Source organism: Campylobacter sp. IFREMER_LSEM_CL2090 (assembly GCF_025771865.1).
Taxonomy (GTDB): Bacteria; Campylobacterota; Campylobacteria; order Campylobacterales; family Campylobacteraceae; genus Campylobacter_D; species Campylobacter_D lari_D.
In genome coordinates this window covers 1-19219 of sequence record NZ_JAKMRA010000005.1, presented here as the reverse complement: position 1 = coordinate 19219, position 19219 = coordinate 1, and the positions used below count along the sequence as shown (strand labels likewise).

Here is a 19219-nt window from a genome sequence, read left to right as displayed (position 1 = left end):
TCAAAGTTGTTAATATTTACAACAATAAAAAAAATTATTATTATGATAAAAAAATATTGACAATTTATTATTATGATGATAATATTATATTATGATTTCATTTAAACACAAGGAGTATACATGGCAAATTATCCAAAGGCTATAGGACCATATTCAGCTTATAGAGAAGCTAATGGTTTGTTATTTATTTCAGGACAACTTCCTATTAATCCACAAAGTGGAAACATAGAAAGTGAAGATGTAAAAGAACAAACAAGACAATCATTGTTAAATATCAAGGCTATATTAGAAGAAAATAATCTTTATTTTAATAATGTAGTTAAAACGACTTGCTTTTTGGCAAATATTGATGATTTTTTGGCTTTCAATGAGGTTTATTCTGAATTTTTCGCAGCTCCATATCCTGCAAGAAGTGCTTTTGCGGTAAAAGATCTTCCTAAAGGAGCAAAAGTGGAGATAGAGGTTATTGCTCATAAAGGATAGAGCATGTTGGGTTTATTTTTTGCAGGATGTTCTGTATTTTTACTTGTTTTTATGCTCTATAAAAAAATCAACGCCCACATGGCGTTGCTTTTAAGTGGTTTATTCTTGTTAGCTTTAGCAGGAATTTTTGGACTTTCTCCAATTATTAATGAAAAACAATCTTTACATTTAGGTCTTTTTGATATTTTTCAAGTAGTAAATACTAAAATGTCAAGTACTCTAGCAGGTCTTGGACTTACTTTAATGTGTATAGCAGGATTTTCTGCTTATATGGATCATGTAGGTGCAAGTTATGCTTTATTTAAAGTATTTGAAAGACCTTTAAAAGCTGTGAAATCACCTTATGTTTTATTGTTGGTTTCATATTTTGTGATCCAGTTTTTAGTGCTTTTTATACCTTCACATGCAGGTTTAGCACTTTTGCTTATGGTTACAATGTACCCTATTTTAGTGCGCTCAGGTGTTTCTAAGCTTTCTGCGCTTTCGATTATTGCTATTTGCCAATACATTGACCATGGCCCAGGAAGTGGTAATGTAATTTTAGCTGCAAAAACAGCTGAAATTGATCCTGCGGTATATTTTGTGCATTATCAGCTTCCTACAACTGTGCCTATTATCATAGCAGTGGGTATTGCGATTTATTTTTGCTCAAAATATTTTGATAAAAAAGAAAATTTCATATTTAACCGTGATGATGTTGAAAAAGAATTAGCAGAACATGATGGCAAAAGTGAAGAGCTTAAAAAGCCACCTAGAATTTATGCGATTTTACCTATTATACCTTTAGTGTTAATTTTGGGCTTTAGTAGTGTTTTAGATAGCATTATGGTGTTAATGGGATTTACTACCATGGAAGAAGTTAAAGCAGCTTCATCTACTGCAATTAGAATGAATGTGCCAGTTGCTATGATGATTTCGACTTTTATAGCAATTATTTTTGAAATCATTCGTTATAAAAGTTTAATTGATACTTTAAATTCTATCATGGTATTTTTCAAAGGTATGGGGCATTTGTTTGTGATCACAGTTTCTTTGATCGTTTGTGGCCAAGTTTTTGCAAGTGGCCTTTTATCGGTTGGTTTTGTAGATACTTTAATAGACTTTGCAAAAGATGCAGGTTTTGGAGTGCTTGCTATCATCATAGCAGTTTCTATTTTACTTGCTGTGTGCGCATTTTTAATGGGTTCAGGAAATGCAGCATTTTTTTCTTTTGCACCACTCATTCCAAATATAGCAAAATCTTTTGGAGTTGAAACTATAACTATGATAGCACCTATCCAAATCATGACAGGTTTTGGTAGATGTGTTTCACCTATTGCACCAGCTATTTTGGCAATTTCAGCTATGGCTAAAGTAAATCCATTACAAGTTGTAAAAAGAACAGCTATTCCTATGCTTGTAGCTGCTATTGTTAATGTGATTATGACTTATGTTTATTTGTAAAAAGGACTTAAAATGAATAATAAAACTAAATTAATCCACCTAGGAAGAGGCGATCAAAACGCTGAAGCAAGATCAGTTAATCCAACCTTAATGCGTGCATCAACCATACTTTTTAAAGATCATGCTACTTGGCAAAAATACCGCGAGCTAAGAAAAAATGAGCGTGTTTTAAGTTATGGTGCTAGAGGAACAGCTACAAATTTTGAACTTGAAAAACTTATTTGTGAGCTTGAGGGTGGTTATAGAGCACAACTTTTCCCAACAGGGCTTGCAGCATTAGCTATGGTGCTTTTAAATTATGCTAGTAAAGATGCTCATTTTTTAATCACTGATGCTATTTATGGACCTGTTAGAACAATTTGTGATTTATTTTTAACTAAAATGGGCGTAGAAATTGACTTTCTAAAAGCTGATGCTTCTGATGTAGAGGAAAAAATCAAACCAAATACAAAATTAATCCTTTGTGAAAGTCCAGGTTCTATACTTTATGAAATCATAGACTTACCAAAACTTTGCGAAATTGCGCACAAACATAACATACCAGTAGCGATTGATAATACTTATTCAAGTGGGTATTTTTTAAACCCGCTTGAGCTTGGAGTGGATATTTCAGTAATTGCAGCGACTAAGTACTTAAGTGGGCATTCAGATGTTACTATGGGTATAGTGGTAATTAATGAAAAAGAATGGAAAAATTTTGACAAATTGCCAGAAGCTTTAGGATTTACTACAAGTCCTGATGATGCTTATTTAGTGCTTCGTGGTATGAGAACTTTAGATGTAAGAATGAAAGCACATGAAAAAAGTGCAGATGAGGTGGTAGAGTTTTTACAAAGTAGAAAAGAAGTTAAAACAATTTTTTATCCAAAATTAAAAACTCATCCAAACCATGAAGTTTTTATGCGCGATCATAAAGGTGCTAATGGTATGGTAACGATTGAATTTGCAGATGGCATTTCTAAAGAACAAGCTATCGAGTTTGTAGATAATTTAGAGTATTTTTCAATCGGTGCAAGCTGGGGTGGATATGAGAGTTTAGCTACTGTTACTACTCCACCAAGAACTGCAACAGATTGGAGTGCTAGAGGGCCTTTTGTGAGATTTCATATAGGTCTTGAAGATAGTAAGGATTTGATTGCTGATTTAAAACAAGCATTTGAAAAAATAAATTTTAAAGGATAAAACATGGGTGTGAGTGTATTTGATATGAGGTTGCTTCAAGATTCTTGGAGCACTCCTGCAATGAGAGCTATTTTTAGTGAAGAAAATAGAATTCAAAAATGGCTTGATGTAGAAGCTGCCTTGGCAAAAGCTCAAGCAAAACTTGGCATTATCCCTAATGAAGCAGCTATAGAAATAGCTAAAAAAGCGCATTATAAATTTATGGATATGGATTTTATTTTTGCTGAGTTTAAAAAGACTAAACACCCTTTAGTGCCTACTGTTAGAGGTTTGGAAAAAGCTTGCGAAAATGGTCTTGGCGAATATGTGCATTTTGGTGTAACAACACAAGATATCATTGACACAGGCATAGTTTTACAATTTAAAGAAGCTATGGCTTTAATCAAACAAGATTTAAAAGATATAGCTAAAAATTTAGCAAAAATCGCAAAAGAGCATAAGAACACTGCAATGATGGGAAGAACCTTAGCTTTACAAGCTTTACCTATAACTTTTGGACACAAAGTTGCAATTTGGCTAAGTGAGCTTAATCGTCACTATGAAAGAATTATCGAACTTGAAAAAAGATTATATGTAGGATTAATCGTAGGTGCAGTGGGAACTAAAGCAAGCTTAAGTGACAAGGCTAATGAAGTAGAAAAACTTACTTTAGAAAGTTTAGGTTTAGAGGTTCCTGACATCTCATGGCAACCAGCAAGAGATCGTTTTATTGAGCTTGGTTATGTTTTAGGTAATATCAACGCAACCTTTAACAAAATTGCACATCAACTTTTAATCTTAGCTCATAATGAAATCGATGAAATTGCTGAGCCTTTTGGAAAAGGTCAAGTAGGAAGTTCTACTATGCCTCATAAAAGAAATCCCGCAGTAAGTGAAAACGCAGTGACTGTAAGTAATGCCCTAAGAGCTAATATTGCAATTTTAAGCGATATAGAAAGACATGAGCATGAAAGAGATGGTCAAGTTTGGAAAATGGAATGGAAGCTTTTACCAGAAGCATTTTTAATGCTTTCAGTGGTATTAGCAAATATGAAATTTGTCTTTGATGATTTAGAAGTTAAAAAAGACAAAATGTTAAAAAATCTTGATACGCTTAATGGCTTTGTGTTAGCAGAACGTGTAATGTTTGCTTTGAGTGATCATTATGGTAAGCAACATGCACATGAAATTGTTTATGAAAATGCTATGAGAGGTATAGAAAATCATAAAACTTTTAAAGTTGTTTTACTTGAAGATGAGCGTGTAAGTAAGGTTTTAAGTGAAAAAGACATTGATGTTTTAATGGATGCTACAACTTATGTAGGTTATGCACCAAAATTAGTTGATGAGTTCTTAGAAAAAATCGCTAATGCACAAATTCTAAAGTAGGAAAAAATGTATTTAAGTGAAAAACTAGCCGAATTTATCGTAAATTTAGACTATGAAGCTATTCCTAGTGAAGTAAAACAAAGAGCAAAAGAGCTTATGCTTGATGCACTAGGAACAGCCCTAGCTGCTAAAAATGAAGCTTGTGTTTTAAATGCAACTAAGGCTTTTGAAGCTTTAAGCGTAAATCCTAGTGAAAAAATTTGGAGTGGGGATAAAAAGCTTGATGTAATTTATGCTGCGATGGTAAATGCTATTGCAGCGCATGCCCTTGATTTTGATGATACTCATACTGAAGCTATTTTGCACGCTAGTGCTATTTTAACTCCACTTTGTTTAACTTATGGATTTAGCGTAAGTAAGGATGGAAAAAAAGTTTTAAAAGCCTTTATTGTTGGTTGGGAAATTGCTGCTAGAGTGGGTATAGCAAGCAAAGGAAATTTTCATAAGCGTGGCTTTCATACTACAGCTATAGCAGGAATTTTTGGTAGTGTGGCTGCAAGTTGTGTTTTACTTGGTTTAAACAAAGAACAAATCATCAATGCATTAGGTTTAGCAGGAAGTTTTGCAAGTGGGGTAAATGAGTTTTTATCTAATGGATCTAATTCTAAAGTTTTACACATAGCTAATGCTTTGAAAAATGGAATTTTGGTAGCAAATTGCGCAAAAGCTAATATGAGTGGTCCTTTGAGTATATTTGAAGGAAGGGATAATGTCTTTAGAACTTTTGGCTTAGAAGATGAATGTGATAAAAATGAACTTTGTAAGGGGTTGAATGAAATTTGGCAAGTAATGCAAGTTTCGTTAAAACCTTATCCAAGTTGTCATTTTGCACATGGGCTTATTGATTGTGCTATGAGTTTAAGAAATGATGGCTTAAAAGCACAAGATATCAAAAGTTTGCATTGCTTTGTAGATGAAGTGCCAATTTCATTTATTTGTGATCCAATAGAAGCAAAATACACTCCACAAAGTGCTTATGCGGCCAAATTTTCCATGCCTTTTTTAATGGCTTTAGCGTTTTTTGATGGCAAAATTACTTTAAAATCTTATGAAAATTTAAATAGAGCTGAGCTAATAGAATTTGCTAAAAAAATTAGCTATGAGAAGAAAAAATCTAGCGGTTTCCCTAAATACTTTCCAGGACATTTAGAAGCTGTTTTAAATGATGGAAGGGTAATTAAAAAAGATGTGTTTATAAATAAAGGAAATTTTGATAATCCTTTAAGTTTTGATGAATTAAAAGATAAATTTCTTTCTAATGCTAGCATAGCACTTTCTTTAGAAAAGGCTGAGGAATTAGTCAAAAAGCTTCAAAATTTAGAAAATCTAAATGATTTTGATTTCTAGCAATCTCAAAAAATGAGATTGCTTATTATTTTAAAAAATAAATAATTGAATTTTTTATATAATGTCTTATCTTAGTTTTTGTAAGGAAAAACATGACTTTAGATACATTAAAAGACAATGAAGAAGCCTTTATAGTAAGCTTTGAAGCAGATAAACAACTCCAAGCAAGACTTTTTAGTTTTGGTTTTGCAAAAAACAAAAAAGTTAAAAAAATTCGCTCTTCTATAGCAAATTCTACTATTATGGTAGAACTTGATACAACTTGCGTGATTTTACGTTCAAGTGAAGCAAAAATAATACAAATTTCAAAAGAGTTTTAATGAAGGAAATCATCGTTGCTTTAGTAGGTCAGCCAAATGTCGGTAAAAGTTTATTAATTAACGCACTTTGCAAAGCTAATATGAAAGTTGGTAATTTTAGCGGTGTTACGGTTGAAAAGGCTGAGGCTAGATTAATTTATAAAAATTATGAGTTTAAATTTATAGATTTACCAGGAACTTATGCATTAGATGGTTATAGCGAAGAAGAAAAAATTACAAAAGATTTTTTAAAAAAGGGTAAATTTGATCTTGTAGTAAATGTGCTTGATTCTACAAATTTAGAGCGTAATTTGATTTTGAGTGCATCTTTAATAGAAGCTAAAATCAAAATGATTATGGCTTTAAATATGCAAGATGAAGCTAAAAATGAAGGTTTTAGTATAGATTTTAAAATTTTATCCCAACTTCTAAATACACCTTGTCTTGGCGTGTGCGCTAAAACTAAAGAAAATCTAAATGCACTTTTGGATTTAATCATTTCAACCTATGAAGCTAAATTTGAAGCTAAAGAGCGTGTTTATAGCGATATCATAGAAGAAGAACTTGCAAAAATAAGTGAATTTTTAAATCAAAATGAAATTACTTATTTAGATTTTTCTACAAAAGATTTAGCGATAGCTTTGCTTAAAAATGAAGTTAATATAGTCATTTCGTACGCTTTGAGAAAAATACTTGATGAAGCTTTAGAAAAAATTTATATGGCATATCATAGCAAAGATATGGAAAGTATTTTTAAAGAAGAGCTGATTGCTTTTGCAAATGGTATATGTGTTAAGGTTTTAAGCAAGAGTGTTAAGTATAAAAATCATACCAAAGAAATAGATTCTATTTTAATTAATAAATTTTTAGGAATTCCTATATTTTTGTTTTTTATGTGGGCTTTATTTCAACTAACCTTTACTTTAGGTCAAATCCCTATGGATTATATAGAAATGTTTTTTGCTAATTTAGGTGATATGGTAAAAAATAATATTAGCAATGAATTTATCGCTTCAGCCTTAGCTGATGGTGTTTTAGGTGGGGTTGGTGCGGTTATAACTTTTTTACCAAATATTATGATTTTATTTTTTGGTATAGCCTTGCTTGAAACAACTGGATATATGGCTAGGGTTGCATTTTTATTAGATGGAATTTTATACAAATTTGGCTTACATGGTAAAAGTTTTATCCCTTTAATCACGGGTTTTGGCTGTTCAGTACCTGCATTTATGGCTACAAGAACTTTAAAAAATAAAAAAGATAGATTATTAACTCTTTTTATTATTAATTTTATGAGTTGTGGCGCAAGACTTCCTGTATATGTGCTTTTTGTTGGAGTGTTTTTTCCTACTGATGTGGCGGGAAATTATCTTTTTGGGATTTATCTTTTGGGTGCGTTTTTGGGTTTGATTGCAGCTAAGATTTTAAGAATGAGCGCTTTCAGAGGACAAGATGAACCTTTTGTAATGGAAATGCCAAAATATAGAATGCCAAATTGGAATTTGGTATGGTTTATGGTGTTTAACAAAGCCAAAATGTATTTAAAAAAAGCAGGAACATTTATTTTGATAGCTTCTTTGCTTATTTGGTTTGCGAGTAATTTTCCTGCACAAGAAAATAATACTCAAGATGCTTTAACTCAAGAACTTCAGATAGAAAATAGTTATCTTGGACAATTTGGCAAAGCAATAGAGCCTATTTTTGCACCACTTGGCTTTGATTGGAAACTTAGTGTATCTTTGGTAAGTGGTTTAGCGGCTAAAGAAGTGATGATTTCTACTATGGGTGTGCTTTATTCTTTAGGTGATGAAGTTGATGAGACAAGTTTAAATTTACAAGAAGCCATAAAAGAAAACATCCCTTTTAGCACAGCAGTTGCTTTTATACTTTTTGTTATGATTTATAATCCTTGCTTTGCAGCAACTATAGTTTTTGCCAAAGAAGCAGGAAATAAAAAGTATGCATGGTATCTTTTTATATTTACATCTTTATGTGCATATTTGGTTGCTTTTGTAGGGATTAATATTGCTAAATTGATAATTTAATCATCTTTATGATGATTAAATTTCCATTTTTTGCTCTAAAGAGTGTTGCCAAAAGGCCGTTTCAAGTCTTATAGTAGTATAAAAAATTTCGTTTAATTTTTTAAATTTTTCTTCACTAATGCTATTTGCATAAGAATTAAAAAAGTCTTTAAATTCTTTAATTTCATCTTGAAATTCTTTACCTGCATAGGTTAAAATCCACTCTTTGTAAGGATGATTTTCTAAGCTTTTTTCATTAAGTCCTTTATAAATTTCTTCCCCTATATATGCATATCCTATAGCACAAGCACTCAAAGCACACAGCATATCCAAATAATCTCCATTTTGTCCCACACTTAGTAAGTATCTTGTATAAGCAATATTAGTTAAACTTTCATCTTTATAGTCAAGTTTTTCTACATCAATGCCTAGTTTTAAAATACTTCTGTGAAGTTTCAATTCTCCTTCTAAAGTGTAGTTTTGATTTTTAATAGCAAATTGAATTTCTTTAGCATTATTTGCATTTAAAGCAAGCAAAGCATAGCATTTTGCATAATTATTTAAAAAAATATAATCTTGTTTAAGATAAAACAAAAATGTATCTTTTTCTAAAGTACCATTTTGAAGTTTTTTTACAAATTCATGATGGATGTATTGTTCCCAAGTTTTTTTATTTTCTTTTATAAGTTTATCCAAAAGCATAAATTTCCTTTGCTAAAATTTAAGCTTTTATTTAAACACAGATAATTAAATTTTTCGTAATAATCTTTAATTTTTAACTTTTTAAACAAGAAATTTATTTTTTTATTGTAAAATGCGTTTTAATTTTTTAAACTAGGAGATAAAAATGGCAATTTTTGATGATGTAAAAAAAGTAGTTGTTGAGCAACTTAGTGTTGATGAAGATGCAGTTAAAATGGAATCTAAAATCATTGAAGATTTAGGTGCTGACTCTTTGGATGTTGTTGAATTAGTTATGGCTTTAGAAGAAAAATTTGATGTGGAAATTCCAGACAGTGATGCTGAAAAACTAGTAAAAATTGAAGATGTTGTTAATTATATAGAAAATCTTCAAAAATAATTTTAATTTTTAATAAGGAGTGCGGTTTGAAACGCGTTGTAGTAACAGGTATAGGAATGATCAATGCTCTTGGCTTAGACAAAGATAGCTCATTTAAAGCAATTTGTGATGGCAAAAGTGGCGTTGATAAAATCACTCTTTTTGATACCACTGATTTTCCAGTGCAAATTGCTGCTGAAGTAAAAAATTTTGATCCTTTAAGTGTCTGTGATGCTAAAGAGGTTAAAAAAATAGATCGTTTTATACAACTTGGTATTAAAGCAGCAAAAGAAGCTATGGAAGATGCTAAATTTGATGAAACTTTAAATAAAGAAGAATTTGGTGTAGTTTCAGCAGCTGGTATAGGTGGTTTACCAAATATAGAAAAAAATTCTGTTACTTGCGCACAGCGTGGACCACGCAAAATAACTCCTTTTTTCATACCATCAGCTTTAGTTAATATGCTTGGTGGGATTATTTCAATCGAGCATGGATTACAAGGACCAAATATCTCATGCGTAACTGCTTGTGCAGCAGGAACTCATGCTATAGGCGAAGCTTATAAAAGCATAGCTTTAGGCAATGCAGATAAAATGCTTGTAGTAGGCGCTGAAGCAGCTATTTGTGCTGTGGGTATAGGTGGCTTTGCTGCTATGAAAGCTCTTTCTACTAGAAATGATGATCCAGCTAAGGCTTCAAGACCATTTGACAAAGAAAGAGATGGTTTTGTAATGGGTGAGGGTGCTGGTGCTTTAGTGTTTGAAGAGTATGAGGCTGCTAAAAAGCGTGGAGCTAAAATTTATGCTGAGTTAGTAGGTTTTGGCGAAAGTGCGGACGCACATCATATCACTTCGCCTACTTTAGAAGGACCATTGCGTGCTATGAAAAAAGCCTTAAAAATGGCAGGAAATCCAAAAGTAGATTATATTAATGCACACGGAACTTCTACCCCGGTAAATGATAAAAACGAAACGGCAGCTATTAAAGAACTTTTCAAAGATCAAATTCCTTTAGTTAGTTCTACAAAAGGTCAAACAGGACATTGCTTAGGTGCTGCTGGAGCTATTGAAGCTGTTATTTCTTTAATGGCACTTGATCAAGGTATATTACCGCCAACTATCAATCAAATCGTAGCAGATGAAAATTGCGATCTTGACTATATACCAAATACTGCAAGAAAAAGCGAAGTTAATGTTGTAATGAGCAATTCTTTTGGTTTTGGTGGAACAAATGGTTGTGTGATCTTCAAAAAAGTAGATTAATATGGCTTCTTATTTAGATTTTGAAAAAAATATTCAGCAAATTGATGAGGATTTAGCAAATGCTAAAATCAAAGGCGATGATGAAGCAGTAAAAATTTTAGAAAAAAACCTTGAAAAAGAAACTCAAAAAGTTTATAAAAATTTAAGTGATTACCAACGCTTACAGCTTGCAAGACATCCTGATCGTCCTTATGCACTTGATTATATTCAAGCTATACTAAGTGATGCTTATGAAATTCATGGCGATCGTGCTTTTAGAGATGATCCTGCTATTGTGTGTTATGCAGGTTATATAGGTGGGAAAAAAATTATTGTTATAGGTGAGCAAAAAGGTAGAGGTACTAAAGATAAGCTTCATAGAAATTTTGGTATGCCTCATCCTGAAGGTTATAGAAAAGCTCTAAGAGTAGCAAAAATGGCTGAAAAATTTGACATACCGGTGTTATTTTTAGTGGATACTCCAGGTGCTTACCCAGGAGTGGGTGCTGAAGAGCGTGGTCAAAGTGAGGCTATAGCTAGAAATTTATACGAGTTAAGCGCCCTTAAAACAATCACTATAGCAGTAGTTATAGGTGAAGGTGGAAGTGGTGGTGCTTTGGCTATAGGAGTAGCTGATAAACTTGCTATGATGAAAAATTCAGTTTTTTCTGTGATTTCACCTGAGGGTTGTGCTGCTATTTTATGGAATGATCCATCAAAAAGTGAAGCTGCTACTAAGGCGATGAAAGTAACTGCTGATGATTTAAAAACTCAAGGTTTAATAGATGATGTTATCGAAGAGCCAATGAGTGGAGCTCATAGAGATAAAGAAAATGCGATTAAAAATTTAAGTGATTATGTCTTAAAAGCTATAGAAGAGTTAGAACAATACGATAAACGTGAATTAGCTGCATTAAGAATGCAAAAAATCTTTAAATTTGGAGCTTTTGCTGAATGATTTGCATTTTTATGCAAATTTCAACTTTTTTTAAAAAAACTATTGTATAATTACAACTTCAATTCAGTGGTTGGATAGCTCAGTCGGTAGAGCAGCAGACTGAAAATCTGCGTGTCGGCAGTTCGATTCTGCCTCTAACCACCATCTTCATTTTCTATTATAAAAATCATCTAATTCTTGAAGTTCATTTTCATTAAATCCTGCTTGAATTCTAGCTGTTTTGTTATATACTTTTCCTAAAAGATTGAATTCTTTATATTTGGCACAAAGATCCATATAATTGTCATTTTCATTTTTTGCATAATTCCACCAAAAATCTCCTTTGTTTACATGTTTAATCTCATCATTTAATATAATGGTAAAAATTTCACCAAATAAACTTTTTATAGGATGATTAGTTGTGTTTAATTTTTCTAAGACAAAAGGATTGGCATCAAGTCCTTTTGCTTCAAGTCCTCTATGCACTATGCCCATTCTATGAGCAAGATTATCTTTGGTTAAAAATAAGGCTTTTTCAAGATTATCATGAGCATAGAAATCTCCATATTTAAAACCAAGCTCATTTAAAGTTTTTTCTAAAAGTAAAAAATGCTTAATTTCCTCATCAGCTACCTCAAGCCAATCTTGATAAAATTTCAATGGCAAATTTTTAAATCTATAACTAGCATCTAAGGCCAAATTTATAGCACTATATTCTATATGTGCAACTGAATGTAATATTTTAGCTAAAGATAAAGTACTATTTGCTTCTTTTGGACGCCTTATTTTCATAGGATGAAGGATTTTAACTTGTGAGTTTTCATAAATGATCGCTTCATGGGAATGATTAAAATCATATAAATTAGCTTTAAAATTTTCATAAAATTCATTAAATAATTCAATCTTTTTGAAAATATCTTTATGATATAAAATTTTTTCTAATTCTTCAAAGAAATTTCTTTTCATTTTTAAACCTTGTTAAATATTATATAAGATAAAAAAGTATAATATAAAAATTTTGAAAATTTAAAAAGGTTTGCTAAAAATATGTTTAATGTCATACATGCTCTTTTTTTTAGAGAGTTAAAGACAAGATTTGGTATTAATAAATATTTGGGCTATTTTTGGGTAATCGGAGAGCCTATGATGGTAATCTTAGTGATTACTTCTATAATCACACTTATTAGAGAGTTTCGCCATCAAATCATGCCCGAGGGTGTTTCTATCTTTTTATTTTTAGCAGTAGGGATTATACCTTTTTTTATGTTTAGAAGTATTATTAATCAGCTTTTAAATGGCATTAGTTCTAATCTAACTTTATTTGCTTATAAGCCAGTAAAACCTATACATGTCTTTATTGCTAGGACTATGCTTGAGTTTTGCATTTATTTTACTATTTTTATTTGTGTGATGTTTTTAGCTGGATGGTTTTTGCATATGCAAGTTATACCTAAACACTTTTTAGAAGTGATGTTTTCACTTTTTTTACTTATAGTGTTTGGTTTTGCTATGGGAATGTGTTTTGCTATAGCAGGACATTTTGCGGAGCCTTTAAAAATGGCATTAGGTTATTTAAATGCTATTTTATATTGGACTTCTTTGGTGGTATTTCCTGTTTGGATAGTACCCAAACCTATTTTAGATATTTTATATTACAATCCACTTTTGCATATTATGGAGCTTTTAAAATATAATTTTTTTCAAAATTATCCATTACTTGATGATTATAATTATTATTACCCTATTGCATGTTTAAGTGTGATTTTGTTTTTAGGATTGTTTTTTTATTATTTTACTAGAGAAAAGTTGATAGCGGTACGATGATAAAATTAGTTAATTTAACCAAATCTTTTCCTTTACGCAATGGTGGAAGGCATTATGTTTTTAAAAACTTAAGTTTTGAATTCCCTGAAAATTGTAGTATAGGTTTAATGGGACGCAATGGTGCTGGAAAATCAACCTTAATGAAACTTTTAAGTGGTTCCTTGCTTCCTGATAGAGGTAAGATTATAACTAATAAAAAACTATCTTGGCCTCTAGGCTTAGCAGGTGCGTTTCAACACAGACTCTCAGCAAGGGACAATGCACGCTTTGTGGCTAGAGTATATGGTTACAAAGGAAAGGCTTTAGAAGAAAAGATTAAATTTGTTGAAGATTTTGCTGAGCTTGGTAAATTTTTTGATGAGCCTATGAATACTTACTCAGCAGGTATGAGTGCTAGAATATCTTTTGGTTTAAGCATGGCATTTGATTTTGATTATTATTTAATCGATGAAGCAGGTGCTGTGGGAGATCCTAAATTTAGAGAAAAAAGTTCTAAAATTTATAAAGAAAAATTAAGTCAGTCAAAAGTTATCATGGTTTCACACAATGTAGCTGAAATTAAACAATGGTGTGATAAAATTATATTCATGCAAGATGGACAAGCTACTATATATGATGATGTAGATGAGGGTATAGCGGTATATCAAGGAAAAATAAATGCAAAATGATTTATTAAAAAAGTTTAAAAATTTAAAGATACTTAATTCTTTTAAAATAGTATTGGTTTTAACAGCATTTGTTGTATTCTATTATGTTTTTATAGCAGCAAATCGCTATGTGAGTGAAAGTGTTTTAAGTGTGAAATCAACCACAGGAGATAGCGGAGCTATTACTGGAATTGCCGCATTTTTGACTAATAATTCTTTTTCAAGTGAGGATATTAATTATTTAAAATCTTATATTCATTCTTTAGATATGTTAAATATCTTAGAAGAAAAAGTTCAAATTCGTGAGTTATATCAAAAACAAAAACTTGATTTTTTTTATAGTATTTCTTCATCAGCCAATCAGGAAGAGTTTTTAAAGTATTATCAAAACCGTGTTAAAATTACTCAAGAAAACTCAGCTAATGGGCTTTTGCGTGTAGAAGTTGAAGGTTTTGATCCACAAAGTGCACATTTGATAGCTTCAACTATAGTTAAAGAAAGTGAAAAATTTATCAATGAAATTTCACACAAAGCCGCAAGAGATCAAATGCAATTTGCTGAAGAAGAACTTTTGCAGTTTAAAAAAAGATATCAAAAGGCTAAAGATGAGCTTTTAGCTTTTCAAAACAAATATGGAGTATTTGATCCACTCAAACAAGCAGAAGGGACCTTAAAACTCATAGCTGAACTTGAATCAAAAATAGCAGCCAAAGAAGCTGAGCTTTTAATGATGCAAAGTTATATAAACGATAATGCACCGCAAATTGTTACTATAAAAAGTGAAATCACAGCTTTAAAAAAACAACTTCAAAAAGAAAAATCCAAAGTTTCATCCCCAAAATCCTCTCAAAAACTCAACGATCTTGCAGCTAAATTCCAAGATCTAACCATAGAAGCAGGTTTTGCAGAAAGTGCTTACACAGCTGCATTAAAAGCTTATGAGAGTGCTAGGATAGAAGCTTTAAGAAAGATAAAGCAGGTGGTTATAGTGCAAAGTCCAAGTTTACCTCAAAGTGCTAAATACCCGGAAGCTTTGTATAATATACTCACAGCTTTTATGATTTTATCTTTGATTTATGGAATTGTTAAATTTATTAAAATGATTATAGAGGAGCATAGATACTAATGAGAAAGATATTTTTATTTTTACTTTTACCTTTGTTTTTATTTTCAGCGGTAGATGTTTCTCAAATCGCAAAAACACAAGCAGATAGTATAAAGCAAATTCGAGATAAAGAATTGTTACAAAGTGATTTAAATAAAACAGCAATTATGAATGCTAAAGTTTTTGGTGCACATTTGTTTAATGGAAACTTTACTAAATTTACCCAACATGTTTATAATCCTGATTATAAACTAGCAGTAGGCGATAGGATTAATGTAAAAATTTGGGGCGCAGTAGAGTTTATACAAACCTTAACAGTAGATTCTCAAGGAAATATTTTCATACCAAAAGTAGGTGCGATTAATCTTTTGGGTGTGAAAAATAGTGCTTTGGTACAAGTTATTACAAAAGCTATTAATAAAATTTATAAAAGCAATGTCTATGTATATGCAGATATGGATATTTATCAAAATGTATCAGTTTTTGTTACAGGAAATGTGAATCAACCAGGCCTTTATCAAGGATTAAGTTCAGATTCTATTATACAGTATTTAGATAAAGCAAGTGGAATTAATTTAGAATATGGTAGTTTTAGAGATATTCAAATTTTAAGAGATAATAAAGTCATTAAAAAGGTAGATTTATATGACTTTTTACTTAAAGGTCAGCTTGATCTTTTTCCTTTTAGAATGGGTGATGTGATCTTAGTGGGTAGTGTACAAAAGTATGTTTTTGTTGAAGGAGATGTGCAAAAGCCCTTTAGATTTGAGTTAAGTAATGATATTTTAAATTTAGAAGATATAGCCAAAGTTGCAGGAGCTAAACCTATAGTAACTAATGCTGTGGTAAAAAGCTATAGGGATGATCATAAATTACATGTGGATGCTTACAGCAAAAAGCAGTTTTTAGGTGTGAAATTATATAATGGCGATGAGATAGAATTTAGACCTGATTATACTGCGCAAAATATTAGTATTAGCATAGAAGGTGAGCATAGCGGTTTGCATTCAGTAGTGATAAAAAAAGGCACAACTTTAGCTGAACTTGCTAAAATGATTATAGTTAATGATCAATCAAACATTAACGCTTTACAGGTTTTTAGAAAAAGTGTAGCAGCTACCCAAAAACAACTTATTGAAGCCCAACTTAAAGAGCTTGAAACACTAGCTCTAACAAGCTCTTCGGTTAATGCTGAGCAAGCTAGTATTAGAGCTACTCAAGCTAAAACAATTTTAGAATTTATTGCGCGTGCAAAACAAGCTCAACCAAAAGGACAAATCGTTATAGACAATGTCAAAGCGTATAATTCTATAGTATTAGAAGAAGGTGATGTAGTAAATGTACCTAGTAAAAATAATCTTGTTTTAGTTCAAGGTGAAGTTTCTATACCGGGTGCGTTTGTGTATATGGATAAAGAAAAATTAAGATATTATATCAACCTAGCAGGTGGTTTTAGTGATAGAGCAGATGTATCAAGAGTTTTGGTAATCAATGCTAATGGTAAAGCAACTAAATACAGTGGTAGAAGTTCAGCAGATATCAAAGCGGGAGATTCTATTTTAGTTTTACCAAAAGTAGATAGTCAAAATCTCCAAATTTTTAGCATGCTAACACAAATTTTATATCAAATAGCTATTGCGACTAATGTAGTATTGAAAATGTAGGAATTTAGATGAGCCAAATAGATGCGATTAAAATAGCCAAAGAAGTTTTTGAGATAGAATCAAAAACGATTTTAGATTTATGCGATAATTTAGATGAAGATTTTAATAAAGCGGTTGAGTTGATTTTATCTAGTAAAGGTAGATGTGTAATAAGTGGTATGGGTAAATCAGGCCATATAGGGGCTAAGATAGCTGCGACCTTGGCTAGCACAGGTACTCCAAGTTTTTTTATGCATCCGGGTGAAGCATTACATGGAGATCTTGGTATGCTTACAAGTGAGGATGTGCTTTTGGCTATTTCAAATTCAGGAGAAACTGAAGAGGTCTTAAAACTCATACCTGTGATTAAAAAAAGAAAAATTCCTTTAATTGTCATGGTGGGAAATCAAAATTCTACTTTAGCTAAACAAGCAGATATTTTTATAAACATAGTAGTAAAAAAAGAAGCTTGCCCGCTTCAGCTTGCTCCAACTTCTTCTACTACGGCCACTTTAGCTATGGGTGATGCTATAGCAGTAGCTTTGATGAGAGCAAGGAATTTTAGACCTGATGATTTTGCTTTATTTCACCCAGGAGGAAGTTTAGGTAGAAAGCTTTTAACTAGGGTGGGTGATTTGATGGTGACAAGTAATCTACCTATAGTAAGCCCTGAGAGTGAATTTAATGAGTTAGTTGATGTGATGACTAGTGGCAAATTAGGACTTTGTGTAGTGCTTGAAAATGAGAAGCTAGTAGGAATCATCACAGATGGGGACTTAAGAAGAGCTTTAAGGGCAAACGGTAAGCCAAGATTTGATTTTAAAGCTAAAGAAATCATGAGCGATAGTCCAAAAACCATAGAAGCAAGTGCTATGGCAAGTGAAGCAGAAGAGCTCATGTTAAAACATAAAATCAAAGAAATAGTTGTCACTCAAGATGAAAAAATAGTAGGCGTTATACAACTTTATGCGATAGGTAATGTGTGAAGCTTTCCATTGTTATACCTTTTGGTTTAAGTAAGGAAAGAATTTATATCAAAGATCGTGTTATTCAAAAAGCATGTGAGTTTAAAAGTGATGATAGAGTTGAATATATTTTTGTTGAAGGGTATTCTTCTTTAGAAAATGATTTAAAGTGTATTATCGAAGAAAATGGGCATATTTATCATAAAGATGAAAGTCAAAAAGATTTTTTCTCCCAAGGAAAATGCCGCAACCTTGGTGCATCTTTTGCAAATTCAGATGTAGTGATGTTTTTAGATGTGGATTATTATTTATCACAACAATTTTTAGAGTATATTTTAGATCTTATTGATATCAAAGAAATATCCTTAAAACCAAATCATATTTTGTCTTTACCAGTTGTATTTTTAAATCAAAAGGGTAACGAGTTTATTTATACTCAAGATAAAAAATTATGGGACGGTTTGATAAAAAATGATTTAATTAGTGGGAAAAAAGAGTGGATCAAATTTTTTGCCCCAAGTTCTACCTCTAGTATAGTGATTAATAAGCATAAATTTTTAACGCTTGGTGGAAATGATGAGCAATTTATAGGCCACGGATATGAGGATTTTGATCTTTTGGCAAGAATTTTATACTCTTGTATTGATTTAGAACAAATACCAGTTAATTTAAACTATGATGCAAGAAATTGGAATTTTAAAAGTTTTGAAGGCTTTAGAGCTTGGTTTGCTTTACTTGGATATGAAGCAAGTTTTCATGGGATATATTTATATCATTTTCATCATGATGAACCAAATCAAAATGGTTACATGGATAATAAACATAAAAATCATCAAAGATTTTATAATCATATATCAAATATTAAATCACATTCTATAAAGCATTTATGCGATAAAAGTGTTTACCGAGATAATGTTTTATTTATTCATTCCAAGGAAATATTATATTCCATAAAAGAAATACTACCTTATATAGGCAATATTATATATATAAATGAAGATAATTTAATTTACAAAAGCCAAAAAGAACTCGAAAGTATAATCACGGAAAAACAAATTCATAAAGTTTTGCTTTTAAATGAGTGCATTAAAAATAAAAATCTATTGGATTTTTTTCAAAAGCTAGATTTGGATATTGTTTATTTTGAAAAAGGAATTTTACCTGAGTCATATTTGATAACTAGTAACAAAAATAAAATGTTAGAATTTGATAAAACTTTATATCAAGATGAAATAACACAAGCAAGATTGTATTTAAAAAGTTTATCAAAAGAAGACAATGATAAAATTTTAAATTTTATGGTAGAAAAAAATATAGATAAAAATGATTTAGATTTTTTTGTAAATTTTTTAATTAATGATTTATACTGTTTTGGTAAAAAAGAACAAGAAATTATAAAATTTTATAAGATAAATCTAGAAAATAAAAAAATATTTTTTAAAGATATTCAAAAAAGCAAATATAGTTTAAATTCTTTGATTTATAAGCCTTTTATATATGAGATTTCATCATTTTCATTTATAAAAATATTTAATAAATATATAGGCTTAAAGCTTGTGCAAACTAAAATTTCTCATACGAAATTTTATCGTTTATTTCAAAAATTTTTTTATAACCCAAAAGCGTTTTTTGATGATTCTAAATTTTTAAA

At 30.9% G+C, this 19219-nt stretch carries 18 protein-coding genes and 1 tRNA gene; 17 read left to right on the top strand and 2 right to left on the bottom strand.

Annotation, left to right across the window (positions count from 1 at the left end; all coding sequences use genetic code 11):
- Nucleotides 1-120 precede the first annotated feature (120 nt).
- From L8V85_RS03795 to feoB, 7 genes are all read left to right on the top strand, one after another.
- Nucleotides 121-483, top strand: a complete 363-nt coding sequence (locus tag L8V85_RS03795; protein ID WP_044598311.1) for a Rid family detoxifying hydrolase — start codon at nucleotides 121-123, stop codon at nucleotides 481-483.
- A gap of 3 nt (nucleotides 484-486) precedes the next feature.
- On the top strand, nucleotides 487-1926 hold the full coding sequence (dcuC, locus tag L8V85_RS03790) for a C4-dicarboxylate transporter DcuC (RefSeq protein ID WP_263664793.1): 1440 nt from the start codon (nucleotides 487-489) through the stop codon (nucleotides 1924-1926).
- A gap of 12 nt (nucleotides 1927-1938) precedes the next feature.
- Complete coding sequence (gene metC, locus L8V85_RS03785; RefSeq protein WP_261545055.1) at nucleotides 1939-3108, top strand: cystathionine beta-lyase; 1170 nt, start codon at nucleotides 1939-1941, stop codon at nucleotides 3106-3108.
- A 3-nt stretch (nucleotides 3109-3111) separates the two neighbouring features.
- Nucleotides 3112-4476: an adenylosuccinate lyase gene (purB, locus tag L8V85_RS03780; RefSeq protein WP_263676282.1), complete on the top strand. Its 1365-nt coding sequence runs from the start codon at nucleotides 3112-3114 to the stop codon at nucleotides 4474-4476.
- Nucleotides 4477-4482: 6 nt separating this feature from the next.
- A complete protein-coding gene (locus tag L8V85_RS03775; RefSeq protein ID WP_263737494.1) occupies nucleotides 4483-5823 on the top strand; it encodes an MmgE/PrpD family protein in 1341 nt (446 codons plus the stop codon).
- A gap of 92 nt (nucleotides 5824-5915) precedes the next feature.
- Nucleotides 5916-6143, top strand: coding sequence for a FeoA family protein (locus L8V85_RS03770; protein ID WP_263693143.1), 228 nt, complete (start codon nucleotides 5916-5918; stop codon nucleotides 6141-6143).
- The gene (feoB, locus tag L8V85_RS03765; RefSeq protein WP_263693142.1) at nucleotides 6143-8167 is read left to right on the top strand and encodes a ferrous iron transport protein B; all 2025 of its coding nucleotides are present in this window, start codon (nucleotides 6143-6145) and stop codon (nucleotides 8165-8167) included. Before L8V85_RS03770 ends, feoB begins: the two co-directional genes overlap by 1 nt.
- Before the next feature lie 15 nt (nucleotides 8168-8182).
- On the opposite strand, the gene tenA is transcribed toward feoB, so the two are convergent.
- A complete protein-coding gene (gene tenA, locus L8V85_RS03760; RefSeq protein WP_263673847.1) occupies nucleotides 8183-8848 on the bottom strand; it encodes a thiaminase II in 666 nt (221 codons plus the stop codon).
- A gap of 145 nt (nucleotides 8849-8993) precedes the next feature.
- Here tenA and acpP point away from each other — a divergent pair, with 145 nt between their 5' ends.
- The 4 genes from acpP (at nucleotide 8994) to L8V85_RS03740 (ending at nucleotide 11549) form a co-directional block, all read left to right on the top strand.
- A complete protein-coding gene (gene acpP, locus L8V85_RS03755) occupies nucleotides 8994-9227 on the top strand; it encodes an acyl carrier protein (protein ID WP_039617517.1) in 234 nt (77 codons plus the stop codon).
- A 26-nt stretch (nucleotides 9228-9253) separates the two neighbouring features.
- Entirely contained in the window at nucleotides 9254-10468 is a 1215-nt protein-coding gene (locus L8V85_RS03750; protein ID WP_220566816.1) for a beta-ketoacyl-ACP synthase II, read from the top strand.
- A 1-nt stretch (nucleotide 10469) separates the two neighbouring features.
- Nucleotides 10470-11405 carry an acetyl-CoA carboxylase carboxyltransferase subunit alpha gene (locus L8V85_RS03745; RefSeq protein WP_173787871.1) on the top strand — a complete coding sequence of 312 codons (936 nt, stop codon included), beginning with the start codon at nucleotides 10470-10472 and terminating at the stop codon, nucleotides 11403-11405.
- A gap of 68 nt (nucleotides 11406-11473) precedes the next feature.
- Nucleotides 11474-11549 (top strand) — tRNA-Phe (locus L8V85_RS03740).
- A 3-nt stretch (nucleotides 11550-11552) separates the two neighbouring features.
- Here the strand turns inward: L8V85_RS03740 and L8V85_RS03735 are convergent.
- Nucleotides 11553-12350 (bottom strand): ferritin-like domain-containing protein, encoded by a 798-nt coding sequence (locus L8V85_RS03735; RefSeq protein ID WP_263737493.1) that lies wholly within the window; start codon nucleotides 12348-12350, stop codon nucleotides 11553-11555.
- An 81-nt stretch (nucleotides 12351-12431) separates the two neighbouring features.
- On the opposite strand from L8V85_RS03735, the gene L8V85_RS03730 reads away from it, so the two are divergent.
- From L8V85_RS03730 to L8V85_RS03705, 6 genes are all read left to right on the top strand, one after another.
- Entirely contained in the window at nucleotides 12432-13208 is a 777-nt protein-coding gene (locus tag L8V85_RS03730) for an ABC transporter permease (RefSeq protein WP_263671618.1), read from the top strand.
- Nucleotides 13205-13876, top strand: a complete 672-nt coding sequence (locus L8V85_RS03725) for a capsular polysaccharide export system, ATP-binding protein (protein WP_039617525.1) — start codon at nucleotides 13205-13207, stop codon at nucleotides 13874-13876. The genes L8V85_RS03730 and L8V85_RS03725 overlap by 4 nt, the downstream gene beginning before the upstream one ends.
- Nucleotides 13866-14981: a capsule biosynthesis protein gene (locus L8V85_RS03720; protein WP_263737492.1), complete on the top strand. Its 1116-nt coding sequence runs from the start codon at nucleotides 13866-13868 to the stop codon at nucleotides 14979-14981. Before L8V85_RS03725 ends, L8V85_RS03720 begins: the two co-directional genes overlap by 11 nt.
- Nucleotides 14981-16624, top strand: a complete 1644-nt coding sequence (locus tag L8V85_RS03715; RefSeq protein WP_263737491.1) for a polysaccharide biosynthesis/export family protein — start codon at nucleotides 14981-14983, stop codon at nucleotides 16622-16624. Before L8V85_RS03720 ends, L8V85_RS03715 begins: the two co-directional genes overlap by 1 nt.
- Before the next feature lie 8 nt (nucleotides 16625-16632).
- Nucleotides 16633-17589: a KpsF/GutQ family sugar-phosphate isomerase gene (locus L8V85_RS03710; RefSeq protein WP_412175245.1), complete on the top strand. Its 957-nt coding sequence runs from the start codon at nucleotides 16633-16635 to the stop codon at nucleotides 17587-17589.
- A partial coding sequence (locus L8V85_RS03705; protein WP_263737490.1) for a galactosyltransferase-related protein occupies nucleotides 17586-19219 on the top strand: 1634 nt, incomplete at its 3' end. The genes L8V85_RS03710 and L8V85_RS03705, both read left to right, overlap by 4 nt.

Excerpts from the sequence above, each read along its gene's own strand:
- L8V85_RS03795 (WP_044598311.1), top strand. The coding sequence starts at position 121 with ATGGCAAATTATCCAAAGGCTATAGGACCATATTCAGCTTATAGAGAA.
- dcuC (WP_263664793.1), top strand. The coding sequence starts at position 487 with ATGTTGGGTTTATTTTTTGCAGGATGTTCTGTATTTTTACTTGTTTTT.
- metC (WP_261545055.1), top strand. The coding sequence starts at position 1,939 with ATGAATAATAAAACTAAATTAATCCACCTAGGAAGAGGCGATCAAAAC.
- purB (WP_263676282.1), top strand. The coding sequence starts at position 3,112 with ATGGGTGTGAGTGTATTTGATATGAGGTTGCTTCAAGATTCTTGGAGC.
- L8V85_RS03775 (WP_263737494.1), top strand. The coding sequence starts at position 4,483 with ATGTATTTAAGTGAAAAACTAGCCGAATTTATCGTAAATTTAGACTAT.
- L8V85_RS03770 (WP_263693143.1), top strand. The coding sequence starts at position 5,916 with ATGACTTTAGATACATTAAAAGACAATGAAGAAGCCTTTATAGTAAGC.
- feoB (WP_263693142.1), top strand. The coding sequence starts at position 6,143 with ATGAAGGAAATCATCGTTGCTTTAGTAGGTCAGCCAAATGTCGGTAAA.
- tenA (WP_263673847.1), bottom strand. The coding sequence starts at position 8,848 with ATGCTTTTGGATAAACTTATAAAAGAAAATAAAAAAACTTGGGAACAA.
- acpP (WP_039617517.1), top strand. The coding sequence starts at position 8,994 with ATGGCAATTTTTGATGATGTAAAAAAAGTAGTTGTTGAGCAACTTAGT.
- L8V85_RS03745 (WP_173787871.1), top strand. The coding sequence starts at position 10,470 with ATGGCTTCTTATTTAGATTTTGAAAAAAATATTCAGCAAATTGATGAG.
- L8V85_RS03735 (WP_263737493.1), bottom strand. The coding sequence starts at position 12,350 with ATGAAAAGAAATTTCTTTGAAGAATTAGAAAAAATTTTATATCATAAA.
- L8V85_RS03730 (WP_263671618.1), top strand. The coding sequence starts at position 12,432 with ATGTTTAATGTCATACATGCTCTTTTTTTTAGAGAGTTAAAGACAAGA.
- L8V85_RS03725 (WP_039617525.1), top strand. The coding sequence starts at position 13,205 with ATGATAAAATTAGTTAATTTAACCAAATCTTTTCCTTTACGCAATGGT.
- L8V85_RS03720 (WP_263737492.1), top strand. The coding sequence starts at position 13,866 with ATGCAAAATGATTTATTAAAAAAGTTTAAAAATTTAAAGATACTTAAT.
- L8V85_RS03715 (WP_263737491.1), top strand. The coding sequence starts at position 14,981 with ATGAGAAAGATATTTTTATTTTTACTTTTACCTTTGTTTTTATTTTCA.
- L8V85_RS03710 (WP_412175245.1), top strand. The coding sequence starts at position 16,633 with ATGAGCCAAATAGATGCGATTAAAATAGCCAAAGAAGTTTTTGAGATA.